Here is a 24,085-nt window from a genome sequence, read left to right as displayed (position 1 = left end):
TCTTCTGGTCGGACGGGAGTGAAACATGGCCAGGCAGGAACCAGGTAGGAACCGGACGTGCCCGGGAGGCTGGGGGTTCTACTTGGGTTCGGTGAGGACGCCGGCGAGGGCGTCCAAGGCTCCGGGCACGACGGAGAAGTACGTCCACACGCCGCGCTTCTCGCGGTGCAGGATCCCGGCGTCGACGAGGATCTTCAGATGATGCGACACCGTGGGCTGCCCGAGGTTCAGCGGTTCGGTGAGGTCACAGACGCAGGCTTCGTTCTCGGCGCTGGAGGAGATCAGGGAGACCAGACGCAACCGGTTCGGCTCAGCGATCGCCTTGAACTGCCTGGACAGCTCCTCAGCCCGCTCCGCGCTCATCGCCGGCGTCCCGGAGGGCACGCAGCACCTGCCCTCATCAACCACCTCGGCAGGTGCGAGGTCCGTGGTTGCAGCCATGGCTCGAGGCTCGGAAACTGTCGTCATGCCACCCAGCATACGGACACATTGACAATCGTCGATATACCTCCCCATACTCACTATCGAAGAAAGTCGATCTGTTACGAGGGCTGCGCGCGCGAGGTACCTGCGAGCTGATCGACCCGACCACCGCTGACCATGCCTGTCCGGATCACCGGGTTGGAGCGAGGACCGAAGGATCACCATGACCACTGAACTTGCAGCTGTAGCAACCACTGATCAGAGGAAACCGTCGGTCCTGTTCGTCTGTGTCCACAACGCCGGTCGTTCCCAGATGGCCGCGGCGTACCTGAACCACCTGTCTGAGGGGCGTATCGAGGTCCTGTCGGCCGGGTCACAGCCCGCCGACCAGGTCAATCCCGCCGCGGTCGAAGCCATGGGGGAGGAGGGAATCGACATCACCGCCGAGACCCCGAAGATCCTCACCACCGACGCGGTCAAGGCCTCCGACGTCGTCGTGACCATGGGGTGTGGGGATGAGTGCCCGTACTTCCCGGGCAAGAGGTACGAGGACTGGGTCCTCGAGGACCCCGCCGGCAAGGGCGTCGAATCAGTGCGTCCGATCCGCGACGAGATCAAGCGCCGTATCCAGCAGCTCATCAGCGAACTCCTGCCCGCCACCAGCGCCAGCACCGGTACGCCGAGCGCCTGACCGGCACCGCATCCTTGCTCATCGCTCAGCGTTCCCAGGATTCGAAGGGCACCGTCATGACAGCCACCCACACCGCCACTACCACTACTGGCGCCAGCGAGCTCACCGACCTACCGGTCGCCGTCATCGGCGCCGGGCCGACCGGACTGTCCGCGGCCGCGAACCTCCTCGAGCAGGGACTGACCCCGATCGTGTTCGAACAGGGCGACACCGTCGGAGCAGCGGTGCGCCAGTGGGCGCACATCCGCCTCTTCTCGCCCTGGCAGTACAACATCGACCCCGCAGCCCGGCGCCTCCTGGAACCCACCGGATGGACCGAACCACGCCCGACCGCCCTCCCGTACGGGCGCGACCTGGTTGAGGCCTACCTCGAACCCCTCGCTGCCATCCCCGCGATCAAGCAGACCCTGCACTTCAAGACCACCGTTACTGCGGTCACCCGGCTGGGTATGGACAAGACCCGCACGAAGGACCGCGACACCACCCCCTTCCTCGTCCGCGTCACCAGCCCCGAAGGCACCACGGATTACCTCGTGCGCGCCGTCATCGACGCCTCCGGCACGTGGGACCAGCCCAACCCCCTCGGCCAGGCCGGGCTGCAGGCCCCAGGGGAGGACGGAGCGTCCGCGTTCATCACCACAGCGCTGCCCGACATCGTCGGAGCCGACCGCGACCGGTTCGCCGGCAAGACCGTGATGGTCGTCGGTGCCGGCCACTCGGCCGCGAACAACCTGATCAACCTCGGCCAGGTTGCCAGGAACGAAACCGGTACCCGCATCCTCTGGGCCGTTCGCGGGAGCGGCTCCGCGCAGAAACTCTACGGCGGCGGGGACCTCGACGGACTGCCCGCCCGCGGCCAGCTCGGCAGCCGCCTGCGCACCCTCGTCAGCGACGGCGTCATCGAGCTCGTCACCGACTTCACCATCACCAGACTCGACGCGACGGACGCGGGTTTGGCCGTCACCGCGTCGACGCCGAACGGGCCCCGCACCTTCACCGTCGATGTCCTCGTGCCCGCCACCGGATTCCGTCCGGACCTCGACATCCTGCGCGAGCTGCGCCTCGAGCTCGATTCCGCCGTCGAGGCGCCGCGTGCCCTCGGACCCCTGATCGACCCCGAGTTCCATTCCTGCGGAACAGTTCCGGCCCATGGCGCGGACGTCCTGGCTCACCCGGAGAAGGATTTCTACCTCGTCGGGATGAAGTCCTACGGACGTGCACCCACCTTCCTGCTGGCCACCGGATACGAGCAGGTCCGCTCCGTGACCGCCGCGATCGCCGGTGACCTTGAAGCTGCCTCCCGCCTCCAGCTCGAACTGCCCGAAACCGGGGTCTGCAGCACCGACCTCGGCCGCTCCTGCGACATTCCCACCGCAGCCACACCTGACGAGGCCCGCATCAGCAATGAGGCCGCTGGTGCGTCCTGTGGAACCCCCGACCACCAGCCCGGGCCCGGCACGCTGGACTGGCCGCCCGTTCCCGCCCCGGTAGCCAGCACCTGATACACGCCACCGGTTACCAGCTGCCGATCCCATCACCCGTTCGTCAGCGGTGGATCGCGGAGCACCCACGAGAAAGCACTGAGGGCGGAGTCGACGGCGCATGCGCTGAGCGTGGGGTCAGGACCCTGCGAGGGCGTGCACTGCGCGTTCGATGGCCGGGCGCATGTCGAGCCGGGGGTCCACGGTGAGGCGGTGCAGGAGCAGTCCGTCGGCAAGCGCCATGAGGGCCCGGGTGGCCGGCACGGGGTCGGCGATACCGACGGCCGTCACGATCTCCTCGGTCCACGTCTCGAATTCGCGGCGCTGCTGCCGCAGAGGCTCGCCGAGTTGAGGATCGGCGGCGAGTTCGAGGAAGAGGGCGTAGCGCGCGCGGGTCCGCACAGCGAACGGCCCGGCCTGCAGCTCGACCATGGCACACAAACCCTCGATCAGTCCGTCGGCACCCGTGATGACCGGCATCGCGGTCGGGTCGAAATCAGCCCGCTCGCGCTCGGCAATCCAGTCGACCACCCCGCCGAGCAGCGCCCGGCGCGTGCGGAACCAGTTCGAGGTGGACCCTGGGGGTAGGCCGGCCCGTTCATCGACCCGGGCATGACTCATCGCGCGCACGCCCTCCGCACCGAGCAACTCCACAGCTGCCTCAAGGCTCCGCTCGCGTGTGGACGCCGGCATCGACACCCCCTTCCGCGGGGTCTACTATGGACATAGTATCTCCGGCCCACGAAGGAGGTCGCCATGTCGACGCCCACCTCGACCTGGTCGCCACCTTTGCCCGACGCAGCCGGCTTCGACCATTTCGTCGTCGAGACGCCCGGCCTGCGGACGCACGTCGCCACCATGGGCGAGGGCGATCCGGTCGTGCTCCTGCATGGATTTCCCGAGCACTGGTGGCAGTGGCGCGCCGTGGCCCCGCTCATCGCCGCGCGCGGCTACCGCGTCATCTGTCCCGATCTGCGCGGCGCGGGCTGGACCGTGGCCGACGATCCGCGGATCGATCGTGAGAGTCGGCTGCGCGATCTGCTCGCTCTGCTCGACGTCCTCGGCATCGAGCGGGCCCACGTCGTCTCCCACGACATGGGCGTCATCACCGCCATCCAGCTGAGCTACGACCACCCCGAGCGGGTTCGGACGGCCGTCCAGCTCGCGGTGCCGCCGGCCTTCTTCGCGTTCAGCCCGAAGATCATCCCCGGTTTCCGGCACCTGCCCCCCTTCATCTGGCACCGTCCAGGCACCTCACTCCGGGGGATCTTCTCCGGGGCCTATGTAGCCCGCCCCATCTCGGAGGCGACCGTAGAGGCCAACCTCGCCCCGCTGCGCCGGCCCGAGATCGACGAGGCGGTACGTCCGCTCACCCGCGGTATGATCCTGCCCGAAGCCGCGCGCATGATGCGTGGCGTCTACCGCCGTCGGCGGCTCACGGTGCCGACCCTGGTCGTCTACGGCCGCCGGGACCGCCCGTGGACCGAGCAGGTCCTCGAGCGCATCTGCCGCAACCCGGAGCGGTACGCCGATCGCGTCGAGTTCGCCTACGTCGAGGACGCGGCGCATTTCATCACCGACGACGCCCCGGCCGAGGTCGCCGACCTCGCACTCGGGTGGTTCGACCGCGCCGCATGACTCCCGGACATGGAGCGCCGGGTATCCGGCCGGTTCAACCGGTCGGCGAGGTCAGCCAGCGCCACCACGACGACCGCTCGGGCACCGGCTGGTGCTCCGGCTCGGGTTCCTCGCCCAGGGCCTGCGCGGCCTTCACGAGGTCGTCGGTGGTGAGCGTCATGACATCGTCCCGATCGAGCGCGCCGAGATCGCGGTCTGCATCGAGCGACAGCCTCAGCGCCTGACGGTTGAGCGCCTGTTCGAACAGGGTGCGTGCGAAGCGCGCATTGCCGGAGTCCTCGCCGGCGTGGATATTGGCGAGGATGCGATGAAGCATCTCATCCGCCCCGGGCTCCAGGGCGTACTCGTGCTGGGCCAGCATCTGATTGAAGATCGTCTTTAGTGCGTCGACCGAGTAGTCCGGGAAGGTGATCTCGCGGGCGAATCGGGAGCGCAGGCCCGGGTTGGACAGGAGGAACGACTCCATCAGCCGCGGATAGCCGGCCACGATCACCACGAGGCGGTGGCGGTGGTCCTCCATCCGCTTGAGCAGGACCTCGATGGCCTCGGGCCCGAAATCCACGCGGCCGATTTCCGGGCTCAGTGCATAGGCCTCGTCGATGAACAGGACGCCGTCCAGCGCACGGCGGATCACCCGATCCGTCTTGATCGCGGTCTCGCCCACATACTGGCCGACCAGGCCGGACCGGTCGACCTCGACCAGATGACCCTTCTGCAGCAGCCCCACTGCGCGGTACATCTCGGCGAGGAGACGCGCCACGGTGGTCTTGCCGGTGCCGGGATTCCCGAGGAACACCAGGTGCTGCGACGTCGCGACCTCCGGCAGGCCGTGCTCCTTGCGGCGCGCCTGGACCTGCAGCAGTGCGACGAGTGCCCGCACCTGCTCCTTCACGCTCTCGAGTCCGACCAGTGCGTCGAGCTCCGCCTGGACCTCGGCGAGCGGCCGGGCAGGTCCGGGCCGCGCGCCGAGGAAATCGCCCACGCGGTCGTCGATCCGCTCCGAACCCGGCAACTTGATCTGTTCCGCCAGGTGGCCGAGCGTCTCGCGCAGCTCATCGAGAGGGTTGCGGCTGGGGGCCATGTGTTTCTCCTGTGACGACGTCTGAAGGGCGGGTGACGGATGCGCGGTGGCTGGATCAGGACCGGTCCGTGGGCGTCCCGGCGGGTGGGTCCAACTGTAGTCCTGCACCCCGACGCCGGTGGAGGCGTAGCCGGGAGGGAGGACCGGCCGGATCATCCCGCGCGGGTGAGGCCGGAGGGCATGAGTGAGCGGAGTATTCAAGGGCCGCAGTTCCGGGACCGGAGGGAGTGTCAGTCGCCATGAGCGCCGAGGGCGGGGAACCCGCCCACCGATGGACCCGGGGAGACAGGGGAGACGGGGGAGACGGGGGAGACCGGGGACGGGATCGGGATGCCGTGGCGGATGTGCCACCGCGGAGCGCGTCTCCGGCCGGCCGGTGGCGTTGGATCACGGCCATCGTCCTCGTGGTCCTCACCGGTGTTCTGGCCGTCGTCGCCGTACCCGCCCTGTATCTGCGGGCAGTACTGCTGGACACCGACCGCTACGTCGCCATCGTGGCGCCCCTGGCTGCGGATCCGGCCGTGCAGCGCGAGATCGCCGGCACGGTCACCGAGCAGATCACCACGGCCGTGGATCTCGAGGGAACCACTCGGGATGCCCTGACCGAACTGACCGCCGATACCCCTCGGGTCGCTCCTCTCATCACCGGCCTCGCACCGGCACTCGCCGAGCAGCTCGAAGAACTCGTCGGCTCCACGGTGACTGGTTTCGTGGAGAGCCCCCAGTTCGAGGACCTGTGGATGCGGGCCAACCGGACGGCCCATCAGGCCCTGGTGAACCGGGCCGAAGGCCGCACCGGTGGGACGGTCGTCATCGAGGAGAGCGGCGCCGTGACCATCGGCTCACAGGAGATCATCGTCGAGGTGAAGGGCCGGCTCCTCCAGCAGGGAGTCGGCATCGCGGCGGGCATTCCCGAGATCGACACACGGATCACGCTGTTCCACTCACCCGAACTGGTTCGAGCCGCAGAGGCCCTCGGCACGCTCGACCGGGCCGCGCCACTTCTCGCCGGGCTGTCGATCCTGGCTGCGGTCTGTGCCCTCGCGGTCGCACCCAGGGGGCGACGGCGGCGCGTCGCCGGTCTTCTCGGCCTGGCGCTCGCCGTCGCGATGGCCCTGCTCATCCTCGGGCTCACTGTCGGCCGCGGCATCTACCTCACGCGGGTCCCGCCCGAGGCGGTGTCACCGGCAGCGGCCGAGAGCCTCCTCGACGCCCCTATTACGCCGCTTCGGACCAGCGCGCGGCTGACCCTCGTCGTCGGCCTCGTGGTCTCCCTCATCGCGTTCCTCGGCGGTCCGTCACGCACCGCCACGCGTGTCCGCCGTCACCTGGCGAGCGCCGGTCATGCCGTGACCGGAAGGACCGGCAGCGACAGGCCGTGGCGACGGGCCCTGGCACGTCACCGGCGCGGGGTCCAGGCTGCCGTCGTCGGCGGAGCGGTCGTCCTCCTCGCCTTCTGGCCGGACCCGACGGGCGCCGTGGCCGGCGTGACGCTCGCCGTCGTCGTACTGCTGATCCTCGTCATCGAGGTCCTGTGCCGCTCCGCCGCGACCCGACGCACCGTGGAACCACCCCCTGGCGCAGCACCCCGGACAGCGGAGCGCCGGTCCCGCTGACGACCAACGGCCAGCACGAACGGGAGGGGCCATCGTCCGCCGGCTTTCAGGCAGCATCGAGGACGGAGTCCCTCAGCCGCCTGATGCCGTCCCGGATGCGGGTCTTGGCGGTCGAGACGGGGATGTCCAGGTGGCCCGCGACCTCGACGTAGGTCATGCCCGCGAAGTATGCGAGGTGGATGGCCTCGCGTTGCACGACGGACAGGCAGGCCAGACTCGAGTGGACAGCGCTCGCTTCGAGTCGATGAAGAACCGTATCGGCGACCTGGTCGTAGTCGACGTCCTGGTTCTTGATCCCCCATCGGAGGGTCCTGGTGCGGTGTGATTCCTCGGACCGGACCTTGTCGATGGCACGCCGATGCGCGAGGGTCATCAGCCAGGACATCCCGGTACCCCGGGAGGGGTCGAAGCGCGCGGCCCCACCCTGCCACAGGGTGAGGAACACGTCCTGTGTCGTCTCCGCGCTCAGCTCGACATCGATGACGATCTTGCGGACGAGCCCGTAGATGCGGTGGGACGTCTGCCGGTAGAGATTCTCGAACGCATGCTCATCACCCTGCCCGACACGCAGGATCAATTCCTCGACCTGGTCCGCCGGACCGGATGGCTCGATGCGAGGAGGAGCGACGGACGGGGGTGGACACCGCACAGGAAGCGGCGTCGGAGCGGTACGCATGGGCTTGAGACCTTCTGGCCACCATCGGCGTCAACCAGCAGCTGAGGACACGGAGCGGTCCCAATCACCTGATTGCTAAGTAACCTAAGGACAGCCAACCACGCGCAGGCCCATCGGGAACAGGAGAAAAACGAAAACGTGCGGGATCCTCAGAACTCCCGGAGATAGCAGAGCATCCGGGAGTCGGCACCGGGCTCGATGTTGACGAACCCGTGGCGCTCGTAGAAGCGCCGGGTGTCGACGTCGATCTCGTCCACGTTGATGTGCATCTCCTCGGCACCACGGGACCGCACGCGGTCGATCGACGCGGTCAGCAACGCCGTGCCGATGCCCTGATCGCGCAGGCCGGGCCGCACGTACAACTCCTCGAGCTGCGCCAGGGGTCCGTCGTAGTAGGGCGTGGGACGCAGGGTGAGGAGGGCGAACCCGGTCGCGTCGCCGGCCTCGTCCTCCGCGAGGACCACGACGACATCGGGCAGCGCAAGCAGCCGGCGGAAGCGCTCGCCGAGCAGCTGCGCGGTCGGGGTCGCGGACTCGAACTCGGTGTTGAAGGCGTACAGGAGCGCACCGGCCACGTCGGCGTCACCCTGTACCGCCGTCCGCACCCGAGGTTCGGGGCCTCCCGCCGGCAGGGCGGACGTCACTGCGCCAGGCTCGCGGCGGCGCGCGCGTACGACGCCGACACCTGGCGGTAGACCGGGGTGAAGAACGCGGCCACGGCGGCGAGGATCATGATGATCCCGGCGACCAGGAACACCAGGGCGATCCCGCGGGACGTGCCCTCGCCGAGCAGCGGGGCCAGCGCGGCGGCTCCCTCGGTCGACCGCGCATAGGGGATGATCCAGAACTGGGCGATCGGCGCTATGACGAACGCGGTGACCGGCGCTGCCGCGGACTCGAACGCCATGGCGAATCCGAACACGCGGCCCTGCCGCTCGAGCGGGACCGTCTGCTGGATGACCGTCTGCTCGGCGGCCTCGATGAAGGGGATCAGGACCAGATACGCCCAGATCCCGGCGATGTACAGCCATCCCCACTCCCGAATGGTGAACACCGCCCCGAGCACCCCCATCGCGATCACCGCCAGGAGCATGGTCCGCAGCGGGTTGGACCCGAGCCCGAACTTGCCGATCAGCGCCCCGCCCACGATGAAGCCCGTGGCGCCGACGGCGAACAGCGTGCCCCACATCTCCACGGAGAACAGTTCCAGGCCGTAGGGGTCCATGAGCGCCATGTATACGCCGCCCACGAAGTTGTTGAACGTCGAGAACAGGATCAGGGCGAACAGCCCGGGGATGGCCAGCACGGCGGAGAAGGACCCGCGGAGGTCGAATCCGCCGTGGGCGTCGCTCGTGGCGGCGCGGACCTCCTCGGGCATGCGCAGGGTCAACAGGTGGAGGGCGGTCAGGGCGGTGAGGACGACGGCGACGGCGATGGTCCAGCCCATCCCCAGCAGGCCGATCGAGAGCCCGGACAGCACGGAGGTGACGATGAACATCAGCCCCTGCACCATGCCGACGAGTCCGTTGGCATTGGCTCGCCGGTCAGGCTCGATCAGGATGGTGACGGTGGTGGACAGCGCGATGTTGCGCATGTTCTCCACCACCGCGCCGATCAGGATGACCAGCGTGAACACCCAGAACCACGGCTGCGTCAGGTCCAGCAGCCACGCGGTGGGCGTCACCAGGAACATCGCACCGGACAGCAGGAACATCACCAGCGTGAAGCCGGCGGCGAACCGCATCACGGCCAGTTTGCGGAAGCGGTCCACGAAGGTGCCGAAACTGATGCTGGAGAGGGCGATCAGGAGCATGTACGCACCGCCCACCACCCCCGTGGCGATGACGTTGCGCGTCTCGAGGTACACCCAGAACGTCAGGGCGAACCAGAGGTAGCTGGTGGTGATGTTGGCGAGGGCGGTGTTCACGAGGATCCCGGCGAAGGTCCGAGACCGCTGCTGCGGGGAGCGGATCGACCCGTCGATGGCGTCGAGGTCCTCGAGCGGGGCGGCACCCGGGGTCCCCTCCGCGACACCAGGGCCGCTGCGGGAAGCCGCAGCGGTGGAGTGCGTGGGCGGTTCCTGCCCGGTCATGCCGATCAGTGTACTGAGAACCCCGATGCGCCGGAAGGACTTCCGGCGCATCCCCGGCGCGGCGCAGCGGCCTAGTCGAAGTGCGTGACCGGCGCTTCGTCCGTCACGGTGCGCACCAGTTCCGCGGCCAGCTCGCGGAGTCCGATCCGGCGATGGTTCGCAGCCGCCCTCAGGATCGCGACCGCCGCCGACTGGCTGCACTTGTTCTGGCCCATGACGATCCCGGCGGCGAGGTCGATCGTGGTCCGCGAGTCGAGTGCGGACGTCAGCTGGTCGGCCTTGTCCGACAGGTGCGTGATCCGTACCGCCAGGCGCAGGGACATCGAGGCTTCGCGTGCGAAGACCTCGGCCGCCCGGACTGTCTCCGGGGTGAAGCCGTCGGTGGTGCCGGAGTACAGGTTCAGCCCGCAGCTGGCCCCACCCTCCAAAGGGACGGGTACGCCGAGGATGGACAGCATCCCGCGCGCAGCCGCCGCCGCGTGGTACTCCGGCCAGCGTCCGTCGGCGCGCGTGTCGCGGACCTGGACGATCTGCCGGGTGCGGGTGGCGGTCAGGCAGGGGCCGTCGCCGAAGAAGTGCTGCACCCGGTCGAGCGCCAGGGCGGCGTCGCTGCTGCCGGCCAGGGCCACGTGCGTGCCGGGGCCGCAGGAGCGTCGCCCCGCAGAGCACCTCGCGTTCCGGCGCGGACAGGTGCTGGGCGGCCACCTGGGCGAGGTTCTGAAGGAAGTGGTCGACGTCCCTGCTCTCCAGGACCAGGTTCTGGAGGAAGACCGCCGTGTGGGCGGGGGAGCCGGGGAGCGGATCGTCGGATCGGGCGCCGGGAGACGCAGGAGACCCATCAGACGCGCCGAGGGCGTGCTGGGCGCGAAGGATGAGGGGGAACATTCGTCCATCGTGCTCCTACTGAGGAGATCGTGTTCGACGGCGTCACAGCGCGCCCGCGGAACAGCGGTCGGAAGGCATACACCGCTCACTACTAAACGACGACGTCCACTCTACCGCGGGTACCGGATCCCCCGGGTGTCCGCGGTGACGTGCCTCCTCAGCGGCCGCGGCGCCGCGGGAACGGTACATGGTCCAGATCGGCCGCGGCGACCACATCCACGGAGCCGGCCGTGGCGCGGGCCTGTGCGGCGAGCACGCCGACGTCGTCGTACCGGGACGAGAAGTGCGTGAGCACGAGGGTCCCCGCGCCGCCGCCTGCGGCGATCGCGCCCGCCTGGCCCGCCGTGAGGTGCCGGTACCGTTCGGCGAGGTCCGCGTCGTCGTCGCTGAACGTGGATTCCGAGACCAGGAGGTCGGCGCGGTCCGCGAGCGCCGAGGCACCGTCGCACACAGCGGTGTCCATGACGAACGCGAAGCGTCGACCGGCGCGGTGCTCGCTGACGTCGTCCAGCCGGATTCCGCGGAGGGAGCCCTCGCGCTGCAGGCGGCCGACGTCGGGTCCGGTGATGCCGGCGGCGGTGAGCCGCTCGGGGAGGAAGGAGCGCCCGTCGGGTTCCGTGACCCGGTAGCCGTACGCCTCGATGCGGTGGCGGAGCGGCTCCACCTCGATCTCCGGAGCGATCGCGCCCGCCGCGCCGTGGGGATGCAGGTGCATGTCCAGTCCGGGCGTCGCGAGACCCACCAGGACCCGCACCACGGCCTCCCCGGACGCGGGGTAGTGCAGGTGCACGGGGTGGGCGACGCCGTCGAGCACCATCCGGGACAGCACGCCGGGCAGACCGAAGCAGTGGTCGCCGTGGACGTGCGTCAGGCAGATCCGCGTGATCCTCGACGCAGGGACGCCGGCCAGGAGCATCTGCCGCTGTGTGCCCTCGCCGGGATCGAACAGGATTCCCTCGCGTTCCCAGCGGAGGAAGTAGCCGTTGTGGTTGCGGGTCCGGGTGGGCACCTGCGACGCCGTGCCGAGGATGACGAGCTCACGCATGGCCCCAGTCTCGCATCCCGCCTGCAGCGCTCCTTGGCGGCGTGCGGCGGGTTGCGGTGGACCGACCGCGCGGCAGGCGAAACAATGGGGAGCGTTCCCCGGCGCGGCCGGGGGAGCGCACACGTGATCAGGAGCGTGATGGGGTGGACCGACGAATCGCGCCGCCGGCGCCGGGGCCGGAGGCGATGCGGCAGGCGGCCTGGAACCAGGGTCGATGGGCCACGCCGTCGCCGGCACTGGTCCCGGCCACCCTGGTGTCGGTCGCGGGTTTCGTCCTGTTCGTCCTGCACCAGCCGTTGATCGGCTACTGCCTCCTCGTGGGGGCGCTCGTGACGGCCGCGGTGGTCGACCGGGCGCTGTTCCGGGACCTGCTGCTCGTCGCCTTCGGCCTCACGGTCATGAGCCTCGTCCCCATCACCACCGATATCAGCCCGGAGCACATGGCGGTGATGGGCACAGCGATGATCCTCGCGGTCGGCGTGCCCTACGCGGTCTCACGCTTCGCCTACCGCGATCACGCCATCGCCTTCCCGGTGCGGACCGGCATCCCCTGGACGCGCACCGAGAAGTGGTACCTGCCGGTCGTCGTGATCATCGGGTACGCCCTGCTGCCCGTCTACATGCTGCGCACCGGCGTGTACACGAACTGGCCCGCGGCGACCGAGCCCGATGAGATCGTCCGCCTGTTCATCGGGACCAACGGACTCGGGATCTGGGACGAGCTGTTCTTCATCTGCACGGTGTTCGCCCTCCTCCGCCGGCACCTGCCCATGGTGCAGGCCAACGTGCTGCAGGCGGTGCTCTTCACGTCCTTCCTGTGGGAGCTGGGCTTCCACGCGTGGGCGCCGCTGTTCATCTTCCCCTTCGCGCTGCTGCAGGCGTTCATCTTCACCCGGACCCGTTCCCTCTCCTACATCGTCTGCGTGCACCTCCTGTTCGACTTCGTCCTCTTCCTCGTGCTCATCCACGCCCACAACCGTGCCTGGTTCGACATCTTCCTCTACTGACCCTTGACCCACCCCTACTGAAGGGGTTCACTAGTTGAGTAACTAACCAGTGGAGGTGGAGGTCGCGGTGGTCGAGGAAGGGAAGCCCCTGTTCGTGCAGATCGCAGAGCAGGTCGAGGACTCGATCGTGGACGGCACCCTCTCCGAGGAGACGCAGGTGCCGTCCACCAACGAACTCGCGGCCTTCCACCGCATCAACCCCGCCACCGCGGCGAAGGGGGTGAACATGCTGGTGGACAAGGGCGTGCTCTACAAGCGCCGCGGGATCGGCATGTTCGTCGCGGCCGGCGCCCGCGATCTGCTGCTCAAGGAGCGCCGCAGCGACTTCGCCGTGCGCTACGTGCAACCCCTGCTCGTCGAGGCGCACAGGATCGGGCTCGAACCCGACGACGTCGCGGCCCTCATCCGCGCCGGCGCCGAGCCGGCAACCCCATAAGGTCTATCGAATCGAAGGACACCATGGACACAGTCATCGAGGCACGGAACCTCACGAAACGCTACAGGGACGTCCTCGCCCTCGACGACGTCGCCTTCGACATCCAGCGGGACACCATCTACGGCTTCCTGGGCCGCAACGGCGCCGGCAAGACCACCGCGATGTCGATCCTCACCGCGCAGAACCTCCCCACGAGCGGACAGGTCCGCGTGTTCGGTGAGGACCCCTACGAGAACTCCCGCGTCCTCAGCCGCATGTGCTTCGTGCGGGAGAGCCAGAAGTATCCGGACGACGCCTCACCACGCCACGCCCTCGCCTCCGCGCGTCTGTTCTTCCCGCGGTGGGACCAGGATCTCGCCGACGAGCTGGTGGAGGAGTTCCAGCTGCCGCTGAAGCGCACCATCAAGAAGCTCTCGCGTGGGCAGCTCTCCGCCGTCGGCGTCATCATCGGGCTGGCGTCCCGTGCGGAGATCACCTTCTTCGACGAGCCGTACCTCGGTCTCGACGCCGTCGCACGCCAAACCTTCTACGATCGCCTGCTGACCGACTACGCGGAGCACCCGAGGACGGTGCTCCTGTCCAGCCATCTCATCGACGAGGTCTCGAACCTCATCGAGCGCGTGCTCGTGATCGATGCGGGGCGCATCATCATGGACGAGTCCACCGAGGACGCCCGCGCGCAGGCCACGAACGTGGTCGGCGACGCCGCCGTCGTGGAGCAGGCCCTGCGCGGCCGCGAGGTCATCCACCGTGAGAGCCTCGGCCGCGTGGCATCCGTGACGTTCCTGGGGCGGCTCGACGGCGCCGAGCGCGGTGCGCTCATCGCGGCGGGACTCGATCTCGCCCCGGTCTCCCTGCAGCAGCTCATCGTCCGTCTCACCCAGCAGAAAGCGCCCGGTGCGGACGCATTCGCCGGGGCCGCCCAAGAAGGAAGCCTCCGATGACCACCCTCGAGTCCGGCAGCGGGACGCGCCCTGCCGCGGTACGCAACCGCACCCGCAACGTCGTGCGCCTGCAGTTCGTCAACACCCAGACGTTCCTCTGGGTGCCGGCCCTCGTGCTGGCCGGAGCCTGGGTCCTGACGCTGCTCATCTACTGGATCCTCCAGAACGCAGGGGTCGAGACGGTCAAGACCGGCGGGGGGGCGCAGGCCCCGTTGTGGTACTTCCTCGTCGTCGGCATCCAGGCCATGACCCTGACCTTCCCCTTCTCGCAGGCAATGAGCCTGACGCGCCGGGAGTTCTACCTCGGCTCCCTCGCCGCCGCGGCGGTGAGCGGACTCGGGATGTCGCTGGTGTTCGTGCTGCTCGGGCTGGTCGAACAGGCCACGGAGGGCTACGGCATGAACGGCTACTTCGCCTACCTCGGCTGGGTGTGGGAGGGCGGACCGCTCGCGGCAGGCCTCACGTACTTCGTCCTGACCATGCTGTTCTTCATCATCGGATTCTGGTTCGCCACGATCTACAAGCGGTACGGAACGGCGGTGCTGACGATCGTCCTGATCGGGATCGGCCTCGCGCTCGTGGGCGTCGTCGCCCTCGTGACGCGGCAGCAGGCATGGCCGGAGGTCGGGCAGTGGATCCTCGACGCCGGGTCGCTCGGACTGACCCTGTGGGCCATCCTGCTGTGTGCGCTGCTCGCCGCCGGCTCCTACCTCACCCTGCGCAGGATGCCCGCCTGATGCTCGAGGAGGCAGCCGGGCCGGCCGGCTTCATCGACGAGTCCCTCCAGTACGAGAGCTCGTGGGAGCGCGCGGAGGACTTCGAACGGCGCTACGGCGACCGCCTCGAGTACTACGGCGCCTCGATGGGCGCCGTGCGCGGCACCGTCCGCAACGCCGCGCGGCGGTACCCGGACCTGGGGCACGACGACGTCACCGCCCTCGCGTCCGAACTGTGGTCGCGGCCCGTGTTCGAGCGCCGACTGGCCGCCGTCGTGCTCCTGCAGTCCTCCGTGCTTCTTCTCCGCTCCTCGGACCTCACGCGGATCGAGGGCTTCCTCCGGTCGGCACACCTGCCCGAGCTCGTGGATCCGCTCGCCGTCGACGTGGTCGGGCCGCTGCTCCTCCGCCTGCCGGGACCCGAGGCCGTCCGCGCCCGGGCGGTCCTGGACCGCTGGGCGGCCGCGGACGATGCATGGCTCCGGCGCGCCGCGGTCCTCGCGCACCTGCCGGCGTTCCGGACGGGGGAGGGCGACGACGCCTCGTTCCGCAGGACCGTCCGCCTCGTCTCGGGCGCCCAGCAGGGCAGGGTGTCCGCCGTCGAGGAGGCCGTGGACCTGGTCCGCGCGAGCGGAGCAGGCTAGCGGACGTCGATGGTACGGATGAGCCGCCCCCGCAGGGCCGGTACCAGATGGTGGAGGCCCATCAGGCTGAGTCCGTAGCGCCGCACGCGCCGCATGGAGGTGGCCACCCGGAGGCGCGGATCGATGAGCACCGCGCCGCGACCGAGGCGATGGGTCACCCGTGCGGAGAAGTCGATGTCCTCGTCACGCGTGTCGATCGCCGTCCGCTCGAAGCCCCCGGTCTCGAGGTACGCCGAGGCCCGGACAGCCATGTTGTGGCCCGCGACGAAGCGGAGGTACGCGGCGTCGAGGTGCTTCACCGTGATCAGGACGCGCAGCAGGCGCAGGGCGCCCGGCATGAGGAGGTCGTCGCGTCGGCGGTAGTGCCTGTCGCGCAGCGGGACGCTGGTGCCGCCGACCAGCGCCACCCCCGGGTGGCGCTCGAACAGGGCGCGGATGCGGCCGGCCCAGTCCTCCGCGGGCTCGCTGTCGCCGTCGGTCCGGGCGATCAGCGCGTATCCGTCGTCGATCGCCCTGCGGACACCGGTGTCGCTCGCCGCCCCGGTGCCCTTCTGCAGCTCGCTGAGGACCGTGACGCCGAGATCCGGCCGGGCGGCGGCGAAGCGCCGCACCCGCTGGATCGTGTCGTCGGTGGAGCCGTTGTCCACCACGTAGACGTGCAGACCGGCGCGGTCCCGCTGCCGGTGGAGCGCTTCGAGGGTGCGCGCCACATCGGGTTCGTTGAAGACGGGGACGACGACGGCGAGCCGGTCGGTCATGGGGAGATCCTTCAGGGGGTGTCGAGGTCGCGTGCGGCGAACGTGTCGCAGGAGCCGAGATCGCCCGTCTGGAACCCCTGGGAGAACCAGGCCTGGCGCTGGGCGCTGGAGCCGTGGGTCCACCCCTCGGGGTTGACCTGGCCCGTCGCCGACTCCTGGATGCGGTCGTCGCCCACGGAGGATGCTGCCGACAGCGCGTCCGAGAGGTCGACGTCCGAGAAGGGCCGGAGGAACGGCTCACCGGACTCCGGGTCGGGCACCGAGGTGGCGTGCGCCGCCCACATGCCCGCGAGGCAGTCGGCCTGCAGCTCGACGCGCACGCCACCGGACTCGGCGCCCTGCGGGTCCTGCTGTGCGGCACCGAGCGTGCCGATCAGGTTCTGGATGTGGTGGCCGAACTCGTGCGCCACGACGTACTCCTGGGCCAGCGGACCGCTGGACGAACCGAACCGCGTGACGAGCTCGTCGAAGAACGCGGTGTCGTAGTACGTCTGCTCATCGGTGGGGCAGTAGAACGGGCCCACTGCGCTCGTCGCCGCGCCGCAGCCCGTGTCGGTCTGCCCGGTGAACAGGACGACGCCGGGCTGGGTGTAGGCGACGCCGACCTGCTCGAGGTAGGGGGTCCAGAAGCTGTCGAGGCTCTCCGCGGTGCCGAGGATGCGGCAGTCGAGCTGCTCGTTGGCCTGGACGCCGGTCAGGCAGGCATTGATGGCCGGCTCCGCGCCGCTGCCCTGCTCCTGAGACACACCGGTCCCGGTGCCCTCGCTGAGCCCGAGCTGGTCCACCACCCCGGGTCCGAAGATCAGCGAGAGGATCAGGAGCAGCCCGCCGCCCACTCCGCCGCCCACGGCGGCGCCCCGGCCGCGTCCACGCCGGTCGCTGACGCGGGACGGGTCGAACCGGGCGTTGTCGTTGAAACTCATGATCCAACAATAAGCCGACTTAGCGTTTCCCTCGGGCACAACCCGCCGGGGAGCGTGCCGCCCCGGCATCGCCGGCGTCGTGCGTCCTGTCAGCCGCCCCAGTGGGCAGGAGGATCGATGCGCTCCGGCAGCCTGGTCCGGCCGTCCCCCGACGCGGCGGCGACCTGCATCGGGGTGAGGAACAGTGCGCGTGAGAGGTCGGCGCCCTGCAGCCGGGCGTCCCGGAGGTCGGCGCCCAGCAGGTCCACCCAGCGGAGGTCCGCGCCCGTCAGGTCCGCGGCGATGAGGTAGGCGCCCCGCAGGTTCGCCCCCTGCAGCACCCGTCCCGCGAGGTCGGCGCCGAGGAGGTCCGCACCCGGGACGAGGCGCCGGGGGACACCCCTGCCGCCCGCGGCAGTCCGGACCGCGACGCTGATGTCCTTCAGGGCCTCGCCGACCCGCCCGCGGAGCTCCGCGAGGTCGACGGCGGCGAGCTGCGCCGGCTCGAGCCGCGTCAGCCCGACCGTCTCCTCCGTCAGCGACGTGACGGCGGCGCCGACGGCGTGCGGGACGGCGGCCGACGCCCGGCCGAGGCGCCCGGCCTCGTCGAGGTACCACAGCACCTCGTGGAGCTGCCGGACGATCGGGAAGGCCGCGAACATCGGTGCCCGTACCTCCGGGTGGGCCGTCCAGCTCCGCCCGCCGAACAGGTCCTGGGCCACGTGCTGGCCGGCGCCGAAACAGTCGAAGACCGTGCACCCCCGGTAGCCCTCGCCGCGCAGCTGTGCATGGATGGTGCAGGAGAAGTCCGGGGCGAGATTCCGGCACGCCTGGCCGGCCGGCTTGTCGTGTGCGAAGTCCGTCGACCGCTCGAAGCCCAGCGCGGAGCAGCAGAGGGCGAAGCAGTTGCCGCAGTCCACGGTCAGGGCGATGTCCGGGTGGCCGGAGAGGTGCAGCGGGACGGCGGGCACGGGCATTCCTCTCGTGGTCAGGGGGCGGACCTGTCGGAGGCCCGGCGGTGGCGCAGCCGGTATCCCTCGCCTGCCACCCCGGGATTCTCGCACCGATCCCCGGCAGCGCCAAGCGGAACCTCGTCGCATCGGAGTCGGTTGTCAGGCCCGCCACCTGCTGTAACGGTGGGTTCGGGCGGCACCGCGGTCACCCTGGACCGGCGAGATGCCGTCCCGATCTGAAGGAGCAACGGATGAACCTCGTGTACGCGATGCTGGACGGACTCGAGCAGGCCAAGGCGCTGGACAGGATCGCCGACCCGATCGCCGCTGCGGTCTCGAAGGCGGTGCGGCCCCGGGCGATCCGGAACCTGCTCAGCGGGACCGCCATCGGACACCACCTCCACCCGATGCTCATCGTCATCCCGTCGGGCGCCTGGAGCATGGCCTCGTTCCTCGACCTCACCGGCGGCAAGGACTCCCGGAAGGCCGCCGACCTCCTCGTGACCGTCGGGATCCTCTCGGCCGTCCCCACGGCGATGACGGGCCTGCACGACTGGTCCGACACGCAGGAGAAGGAGCGGCGCGTCGGGATCGTGCATGCCGCCGGGAACTCCGTCGCCCTGCTGCTCTACACCGCGTCCGCCGTCGCTCGGGCCAGGGACCGGCGTGCCCTCGGCGTGCTGTTCGGCCTCGGTGGCCTCGGCTCGATGCTGTTCAGTGCGTTCCTGGGCGGGCACCTGAGCTACGCGAGCGGCGTCAACGTCAACCGCACCGCCTGGCACGAGGCGCCCACGGACTGGACGCGCGTGGCGAAGGACACCGACGTCGTCGAGGGCGGACGGCACACCGTGCGCACCGACGGCGTGCCGATCCTGCTGCTGCGGCACGAGGGGAAGCTGACCGCGATGGACAGCGTCTGCAACCACCTCGGCGGGCCCCTGGAGGAGGGCACCATCGAGGACGGCTGCATCACCTGCCCGTGGCACCAGAGCATGTTCCGGCTCGACGACGGCAAGAACTACCGCGGACCCGCCGCCGTGCCGCAGCCCGTCTACGAGACCCGGGTGACGGCCGACGGCTTCATCGAGCTGCGCCAGCCGGTGTCCTGACGAGCACCCGGTGCACGGGCCTGCTAGTGCACCGGGGCGGATGAGCCCGCGGCCACCTGCGGTGCCCGCACGAAGAACGAGGCGACGACGGCGAGCAGGAAGATCACAGCACCGTACAAAAAGGCCGAACGGATCCCGGCCGCGAGAGCGGCCTCCTGGGCCACGCCCTCTCCCAGCAGGGAGGTGCTCTGGATGGTCATCACCGAGATGAACAGGGCCGTACCGGCGGCGCCGGCCAGCTGCTGGGCGGTGCCGAAGACGGCGCTGCCGTGGGAGTACAGGGGCGGCTCGACGGAGCCGAGCGCCGATGTCAGCAGCGGGGTGAACATCAGCGCGAGGCCCACGCTGAGGAGCACGTGCGCCACGAGGACCAGCCAGACCGGCGTGGTCTCGCTCACCTGGGTCATGGACCAGAACACCGCGCTGACCAGGAAGGCACCCGGGACCAGGAGCACGCGGGGGCCCCGCCGGTCGTAGATGCGCCCGACCACGGGACCGAGGAGGCCCATCGCGAGGCCGCCGGGCAGGAGCAGGAGCCCGGAGACGAGCGGGTCCATCCCGAGCACGGTCTGCACGTAGATGGGAATCAGGATGATGGTGCCGAAGAGCGCCATCATGCTCACAGCGATCGCCACGATCGAGATGGTGAAGTTCCGCGAGGTGAACACGCGGAGGTCGAGCAGCGCGGCGTCCCGGCGCTGCAGCATGAGCTGCCGGGCGACGAAGAGGCCGAGTGCGGCGACGCCGACGACCAGCGGGAGCCATGCGGGCACGGCGCTTCCGGTCGAGGCCTCACCCAGCTGGCTGAGCCCGTAGATGATGCCGCCGAAGGCGAGCGCGGACAGGATGACGGACACGACGTCGATCGCGGATCTGCGCGGCGTCGTCACGTTCTGCATCTTGGCGGCCCCGATGCCGAGGGATGCGAGCGAGATGGGCAGGACGAGCCAGAACATCCAGCGCCAGTCCAGCACGCTGAGGATGGCGCCCGAGATGGTGGGGCCGAGCGCGGGCGCCACGGAGATGACGATCGAGATGTTGCCCATGATCTTGCCGCGCGAGGCCGGCGGCACGAGGGTCATGACCGTGGTCATGAGCAGGGGCATCATGATCGCGGTGCCGCTGGCCTGGACCACGCGTCCGACCACGAGGACTGCGAAGCCGGGTGCGAGCGCGGCGATCAGCGTGCCGAGGCTGAACAGGCCCATGGCGGCCATGAAGACCGGCCGGGTGTTGAAGCGCTGGAGCAGGAAGCCGGTCACGGGGATCACGACGGCCATGGTCAGCATGAACGCGGTGCTCAGCCACTGGCCGGCGCCCACGGTGATGCCGAGGTCCTCGACGAGCCGGGGGATCGCCACACCCATGATGGTCTCGTTCAGGATCACCACGAAGGCGGAGATGAGCAGGAGCGTGATGACGAGCTTGTCGCGGGCCGGCAGGGCGCCCTGGACGCCGGCGGGCCGCGGGGAAGCAGGGGAGACGGCGCCGGGCTTCGCTGCCGTGCCGGGCAGCGCGACGGGGTCGGGAATGGGGAGCGCGTCGGAGACGCGGGACGGGGGACTCTGGGCCATGGGTGATCCGCTCGGTTCGATCTTCTGCTGCTCCACGGGAGGGAGCTCTTCTGGGTGCCGGGTCGGTGGACGCCCGGCTGGGCCACGGGGGACGGTGGTCCGGTCAATCAACTGAACCCCGGCCGTCGGAAGTCTATTCCGGCGGCCCGCCCAGCGCCCCCGCTGCACCGCCGCCGCCGGGCTGTCGGCGGTCGCCGCTCCGTTAGCATGGGCGGGTGCCCGGCCCGGATCCTGCCGGCCCGGTACCTGGTGCACCGGCAGTCCCTCCGGCGCTGCCCCGCTTCCCCCGACGAAGGAGTTCTCCGTGCCTGATTCTTTCTACCGCGATCTCGGCGGCGGGAGATTCGACTCGACGATCCACGCGCAGGGTGCCTGGAACCCGGAGGAGCAGCACATGGCTCCCATCTCCGGTCTCCTCACGCAGTGCCTGCTGGAGTGCGCGCCGCGCGAGGCCATGCAGCTCAGCCGCCTCAGCTTCGACATCTTCGGCATGATCCCCGGCGGCGAGTTCGGGGTGACCACCGCCGTCGTCCGCCCGGGACGCACGATCGAGCTGCTCGAAGCCCGCATGGAGTCCGGCGGGCGGACCGCGATCGTCGCGAAGGCGTGGCGGCTCGGCGCCCAGGACACCGCGGAGGTGGCCGCGGTCGAGGACCCCCGCATTCCGGGACCGGAGGAGGCCGGACCCCACGAGGGCATGACGGCGTGGCCGGGTGGTTTCATCCGGTCCCTCGAGGTTCGCGTGGTCCCCGGGCACCGCCCGGGCCGCGGCCAGGTGTGGCTGAGGAATCCCCACGCGATGGTCGACGGACAGGTGACCCCCGACGTCGTGCGGCTCGTCGGGATGATGGACGCCGCCAACGGCATCGCGACCCGCGTGCCGCCCGGTGGCGACAGCTGGATGTATCCCAACGTCGACCTGCAGATCCACCTCCACCGCATGCCGCGCGGCGAGTGGCTCGGCCTCGACACCCGGGTGACGTTCGGGGAGCACGGGGTGGGTCTGACCTCGAGCGTGGTGCACGACCTCGAGGGGCCCTTCGGCCGTGTCGAGCAGATCCTGACCGTGCGGAAGCTCTGACCCCTGCGCGCCGCGCCGGAATGCTCCGCGGTGTCCGATCGTTGCACCCCGTGTGACCGCCGTCGCAGGCGGAAACGGTCACCGCACCCACGCGCCGTGGGGACCGAGGAAGAGGAAGCATGCCCAAAGCAGTGTGGAACGACAGGGTCATCGCGGAGTCGGCGGACACCGTCCAGGTCGAGGGGAACCACTATTTCCCGCCGGAGTCGATCGCGCAGGAGTACTTTGTCCCCTCGGACAAGCAGACCGTCTGCCACTGGAAGGGGACGGCCGCCTACTTCAGCCTGGAGGTCGACGGCGAGCGCAACGCGGACGCCGCCTGGACCTATCCGGAGCCGAAAGAAGCCGCGGAGAACATCCGCGGTCACTACGCTTTCTGGAAGGGCGTCACGGTCAGCGACTGATCGCCGAGACACGGGAAGGGGCGCCGTCCCGCAGACGGCGCCCCTTCCCGTGGCCCCGGCACGAGCACCAGCCCAGCCCTACCCGACGACGGCGCCCCCGGGCGCACAGACGAAGGAGTACCCATGGAGTACCGCAAACTCGGCAACAGCGGCACCTCGGTGTCCCACCTGGCCCTCGGCACGATGACCTTCGGCGCGGAGTCGGACGAGGCGGCGTCGCATGCGATCCTCTCCGACTACGCCGCGGCGGGCGGCAACCTGATCGACACCGCGGACGTCTACACCGCGGGCACGTCCGAGGAGATCATCGGCCGGTGGCTCGCCAGGAATCCGGCCGAGCGGGACCGCATGGTCCTGGCATCCAAGGGCAGGTTCCCGATGGGCGACGACGTCAACGACCTCGGCCTGTCCCGCCGCCACCTCCGCCGGGCGCTCGACGCGTCCCTCACGCGCCTGGGCGTCGACCACATCGACCTGTACCAGGTGCACTCGTGGGATCCGCTGACGCCCCTCGAGGAGACCCTCGGCTTCCTCGACGAGGCCGTGGTGCAGGGCAGGATCGGCTACTACGGTTTCTCGAACTACACGGGCTGGCAGCTCACGAAGGCCGTGATGATCGCGCGCCAGCGCGGCTACTCCCTGCCGGTCACCCTCCAGCCGCAGTATTCGCTGCTCGTCCGCGAGATCGAGGCGGAGATCGTCCCTGCCGTGCTCGACGCCGGGATGGGCATGCTCCCGTGGTCCCCGTTGGGCGGCGGTTGGCTCACCGGCAAGTACACCCGGGACACCGAGCCGACCGGCGCCACCCGGCTCGGCGAGAACCCGCAGCGCGGCATGGAGGCGTGGGAGAAGCGCAATGCGCAGGAGCGGACCTGGCGGATCATCGACACGGTGACCGGGATCGCGGGCGAGCGCGGCGTCAACGCCTCGCACGTGGCCCTGGCCTGGGTGGCCGCGCAGCCCGCCGTGACGTCCGTGATCCTGGGTGCCCGCACACAGGACCAGCTGGCCGACAACCTCGCGTCCGCCGATCTGCAGCTGACGGCCGAGGAACTGGCCCGCCTCGGCGAGGTCAGCGCACCGACCTTCAGCGACTACCCCTACGGCACGCCGGGCATCGAGCAGCGCAGCCGCAGGATCGAGGGCGGCCGGTAGGCGGGAGTCGCGCGAGGACCGATGGAGAGCACACGACCGGGGGACGCGGCGGAGGATCCGGCCGTCCTCACGGCACGTCCCGGCGCCTCAGGTGCCGGGCCCGCTGTCGCGGCCGGTGTGCACGCGCTCGGCGTGGCCGGGTCGCGGGACCCGATCGTCTTCGTCCCCGAGGGCCTGCCGACCGACGAACCCGCGCCCCTCCTCGTGGCGCTGCACGGTGCCGGCGGGGATGCGCAGGGCGGGCTGTCCGTGCTGCGCGCTGCGGCCGAGGCGCTGGGGATCGTCATCCTCGCGCCTGCATCCCGAGCCGGGACCTGGGACGCGGTCCGTGGCGGATTCGGGCCGGACGCGGTCGTCATCGACAGGGCCCTCCAGGAGGTCTTCTCCTTCGTCCCGGTGAACCCGCAGCGCATCGGCATCACGGGTTTCTCCGACGGGGCGTCCTACGCGCTGGGGCTCGGTCTCGCCAACGGGAACCTTTTCCGCAAGGTGGTCGCCTTCTCGCCGGGCTTCGTCCCTCCCGGGCCGCAGAACGGCCGGCCGGCCGTGTTCATCGCACACGGCACGCAGGACGCCGTGCTGCCGATCGACGCGACGAGCAGGCGCGTGGTCCCCGCCCTCAGGCGACGCGGGTACGACGTCGTCCACCGGGAGTTCGACGGACCGCACACCGTGCCGCCGGCCATCGCCCTCGAGGCGGTGCTCTGGCTCGACTGGACGGCGATGCCGACGCCCTGACCACCGACTGCCCGGGTACCTGCGCCGTGGCCACCT

The 24,085-nt window shown here is 70.0% G+C and carries 26 protein-coding genes; 14 read left to right on the top strand and 12 right to left on the bottom strand.

What is annotated here, in order from left to right:
- Positions 1–78: 78 nt before the first annotated feature.
- Positions 79–441: an ArsR/SmtB family transcription factor gene (locus AC4D2O_RS07840; protein WP_490906232.1), complete on the bottom strand. Its 363-nt coding sequence runs from the start codon at positions 439–441 to the stop codon at positions 79–81.
- Between the two features lie 205 nt (positions 442–646).
- Here AC4D2O_RS07840 and AC4D2O_RS07835 point away from each other — a divergent pair, with 205 nt between their 5' ends.
- On the top strand, positions 647–1,114 hold the full coding sequence (locus AC4D2O_RS07835; RefSeq protein ID WP_490906231.1) for an arsenate reductase ArsC: 468 nt from the start codon (positions 647–649) through the stop codon (positions 1,112–1,114).
- Positions 1,115–1,170: 56 nt separating this feature from the next.
- Positions 1,171–2,616 (top strand): NAD(P)-binding domain-containing protein, encoded by a 1,446-nt coding sequence (locus AC4D2O_RS07830; RefSeq protein ID WP_490906230.1) that lies wholly within the window; start codon positions 1,171–1,173, stop codon positions 2,614–2,616.
- A 117-nt stretch (positions 2,617–2,733) separates the two neighbouring features.
- Here the strand turns inward: AC4D2O_RS07830 and AC4D2O_RS07825 are convergent, their stop codons facing one another.
- Complete coding sequence (locus AC4D2O_RS07825) at positions 2,734–3,288, bottom strand: TetR/AcrR family transcriptional regulator (RefSeq protein ID WP_490906229.1); 555 nt, start codon at positions 3,286–3,288, stop codon at positions 2,734–2,736.
- A 63-nt stretch (positions 3,289–3,351) separates the two neighbouring features.
- Between AC4D2O_RS07825 and AC4D2O_RS07820 the strand changes: the two genes are divergently transcribed.
- On the top strand, positions 3,352–4,233 hold the full coding sequence (locus AC4D2O_RS07820; RefSeq protein ID WP_490906228.1) for an alpha/beta fold hydrolase: 882 nt from the start codon (positions 3,352–3,354) through the stop codon (positions 4,231–4,233).
- A gap of 34 nt (positions 4,234–4,267) precedes the next feature.
- On the opposite strand, the gene AC4D2O_RS07815 is transcribed toward AC4D2O_RS07820, so the two are convergent.
- Positions 4,268–5,314 (bottom strand): AAA family ATPase, encoded by a 1,047-nt coding sequence (locus AC4D2O_RS07815; protein ID WP_490906227.1) that lies wholly within the window; start codon positions 5,312–5,314, stop codon positions 4,268–4,270.
- Between the two features lie 335 nt (positions 5,315–5,649).
- Here AC4D2O_RS07815 and AC4D2O_RS07810 point away from each other — a divergent pair, with 335 nt between their 5' ends.
- Entirely contained in the window at positions 5,650–6,930 is a 1,281-nt protein-coding gene (locus AC4D2O_RS07810; protein ID WP_490906226.1) for a hypothetical protein, read from the top strand.
- Positions 6,931–6,976: 46 nt separating this feature from the next.
- Here AC4D2O_RS07810 and AC4D2O_RS07805 read toward each other — a convergent pair whose 3' ends face one another.
- From AC4D2O_RS07805 to AC4D2O_RS07785, 5 genes are all read right to left on the bottom strand, one after another.
- On the bottom strand, positions 6,977–7,507 hold the full coding sequence (locus tag AC4D2O_RS07805; RefSeq protein WP_490906225.1) for a sigma-70 family RNA polymerase sigma factor: 531 nt from the start codon (positions 7,505–7,507) through the stop codon (positions 6,977–6,979).
- Positions 7,508–7,755: 248 nt separating this feature from the next.
- Positions 7,756–8,211 (bottom strand): GNAT family N-acetyltransferase, encoded by a 456-nt coding sequence (locus tag AC4D2O_RS07800; RefSeq protein ID WP_490906509.1) that lies wholly within the window; start codon positions 8,209–8,211, stop codon positions 7,756–7,758.
- A 35-nt stretch (positions 8,212–8,246) separates the two neighbouring features.
- Positions 8,247–9,698: an MFS transporter gene (locus tag AC4D2O_RS07795; RefSeq protein ID WP_490906224.1), complete on the bottom strand. Its 1,452-nt coding sequence runs from the start codon at positions 9,696–9,698 to the stop codon at positions 8,247–8,249.
- Positions 9,699–9,769: 71 nt separating this feature from the next.
- Positions 9,770–10,327 (bottom strand): GAF and ANTAR domain-containing protein, encoded by a 558-nt coding sequence (locus AC4D2O_RS07790; protein WP_490906223.1) that lies wholly within the window; start codon positions 10,325–10,327, stop codon positions 9,770–9,772.
- 413 nt (positions 10,328–10,740) lie between these two features.
- Complete coding sequence (locus AC4D2O_RS07785) at positions 10,741–11,628, bottom strand: ribonuclease Z (protein ID WP_490906222.1); 888 nt, start codon at positions 11,626–11,628, stop codon at positions 10,741–10,743.
- 185 nt (positions 11,629–11,813) lie between these two features.
- On the opposite strand from AC4D2O_RS07785, the gene AC4D2O_RS07780 reads away from it, so the two are divergent.
- The 5 genes from AC4D2O_RS07780 (at position 11,814) to AC4D2O_RS07760 (ending at position 15,375) form a co-directional block, all read left to right on the top strand.
- Complete coding sequence (locus tag AC4D2O_RS07780) at positions 11,814–12,635, top strand: CPBP family intramembrane glutamic endopeptidase (RefSeq protein WP_490906507.1); 822 nt, start codon at positions 11,814–11,816, stop codon at positions 12,633–12,635.
- Positions 12,636–12,702: 67 nt separating this feature from the next.
- Positions 12,703–13,071: a GntR family transcriptional regulator gene (locus tag AC4D2O_RS07775; protein WP_490906505.1), complete on the top strand. Its 369-nt coding sequence runs from the start codon at positions 12,703–12,705 to the stop codon at positions 13,069–13,071.
- 23 nt (positions 13,072–13,094) lie between these two features.
- On the top strand, positions 13,095–14,015 hold the full coding sequence (locus AC4D2O_RS07770) for an ABC transporter ATP-binding protein (RefSeq protein ID WP_490906221.1): 921 nt from the start codon (positions 13,095–13,097) through the stop codon (positions 14,013–14,015).
- On the top strand, positions 14,012–14,752 hold the full coding sequence (locus AC4D2O_RS07765; protein WP_490906220.1) for a hypothetical protein: 741 nt from the start codon (positions 14,012–14,014) through the stop codon (positions 14,750–14,752). The genes AC4D2O_RS07770 and AC4D2O_RS07765 overlap by 4 nt, the downstream gene beginning before the upstream one ends.
- Entirely contained in the window at positions 14,752–15,375 is a 624-nt protein-coding gene (locus AC4D2O_RS07760) for a DNA alkylation repair protein (protein ID WP_490906219.1), read from the top strand. The genes AC4D2O_RS07765 and AC4D2O_RS07760 overlap by 1 nt, the downstream gene beginning before the upstream one ends.
- On the opposite strand, the gene AC4D2O_RS07755 is transcribed toward AC4D2O_RS07760, so the two are convergent.
- The 3 genes from AC4D2O_RS07755 to AC4D2O_RS07745 all read right to left on the bottom strand — a co-directional run bounded on the left by AC4D2O_RS07755 (position 15,372) and on the right by AC4D2O_RS07745 (position 18,012).
- Entirely contained in the window at positions 15,372–16,133 is a 762-nt protein-coding gene (locus AC4D2O_RS07755; protein WP_490906218.1) for a glycosyltransferase family 2 protein, read from the bottom strand. The genes AC4D2O_RS07760 and AC4D2O_RS07755 overlap by 4 nt on opposite strands.
- 11 nt (positions 16,134–16,144) lie before the next feature.
- A complete protein-coding gene (ypfJ, locus tag AC4D2O_RS07750) occupies positions 16,145–17,056 on the bottom strand; it encodes a KPN_02809 family neutral zinc metallopeptidase (RefSeq protein WP_490906217.1) in 912 nt (303 codons plus the stop codon).
- 89 nt (positions 17,057–17,145) lie between these two features.
- Positions 17,146–18,012 (bottom strand): pentapeptide repeat-containing protein, encoded by an 867-nt coding sequence (locus AC4D2O_RS07745; RefSeq protein ID WP_490906216.1) that lies wholly within the window; start codon positions 18,010–18,012, stop codon positions 17,146–17,148.
- 227 nt (positions 18,013–18,239) lie between these two features.
- Here AC4D2O_RS07745 and AC4D2O_RS07740 point away from each other — a divergent pair, with 227 nt between their 5' ends.
- Positions 18,240–19,097: a Rieske (2Fe-2S) protein gene (locus AC4D2O_RS07740; protein WP_490906215.1), complete on the top strand. Its 858-nt coding sequence runs from the start codon at positions 18,240–18,242 to the stop codon at positions 19,095–19,097.
- A gap of 23 nt (positions 19,098–19,120) precedes the next feature.
- Here the strand turns inward: AC4D2O_RS07740 and AC4D2O_RS07735 are convergent, their stop codons facing one another.
- Positions 19,121–20,671 carry an MDR family MFS transporter gene (locus tag AC4D2O_RS07735; protein ID WP_490906214.1) on the bottom strand — a complete coding sequence of 517 codons (1,551 nt, stop codon included), beginning with the start codon at positions 20,669–20,671 and terminating at the stop codon, positions 19,121–19,123.
- A gap of 304 nt (positions 20,672–20,975) precedes the next feature.
- Here AC4D2O_RS07735 and AC4D2O_RS07730 point away from each other — a divergent pair, with 304 nt between their 5' ends.
- The 4 genes from AC4D2O_RS07730 to AC4D2O_RS07715 all read left to right on the top strand — a co-directional run bounded on the left by AC4D2O_RS07730 (position 20,976) and on the right by AC4D2O_RS07715 (position 24,049).
- Positions 20,976–21,752, top strand: a complete 777-nt coding sequence (locus AC4D2O_RS07730; RefSeq protein ID WP_490906213.1) for a thioesterase family protein — start codon at positions 20,976–20,978, stop codon at positions 21,750–21,752.
- Positions 21,753–21,871: 119 nt separating this feature from the next.
- A complete protein-coding gene (locus tag AC4D2O_RS07725; RefSeq protein ID WP_490906212.1) occupies positions 21,872–22,156 on the top strand; it encodes a DUF427 domain-containing protein in 285 nt (94 codons plus the stop codon).
- A gap of 123 nt (positions 22,157–22,279) precedes the next feature.
- Complete coding sequence (locus tag AC4D2O_RS07720) at positions 22,280–23,311, top strand: aldo/keto reductase (protein WP_490906211.1); 1,032 nt, start codon at positions 22,280–22,282, stop codon at positions 23,309–23,311.
- Positions 23,312–23,332: 21 nt separating this feature from the next.
- Positions 23,333–24,049 carry an alpha/beta hydrolase gene (locus AC4D2O_RS07715; protein WP_490906210.1) on the top strand — a complete coding sequence of 239 codons (717 nt, stop codon included), beginning with the start codon at positions 23,333–23,335 and terminating at the stop codon, positions 24,047–24,049.
- Positions 24,050–24,085 lie beyond the last annotated feature (36 nt).

The organism is Arthrobacter sp. TJ-238, from assembly GCF_058269215.1.
Note: the sequence above shows the minus strand (reverse complement) of the source record. Positions and strands in the feature narration are given on the sequence as shown.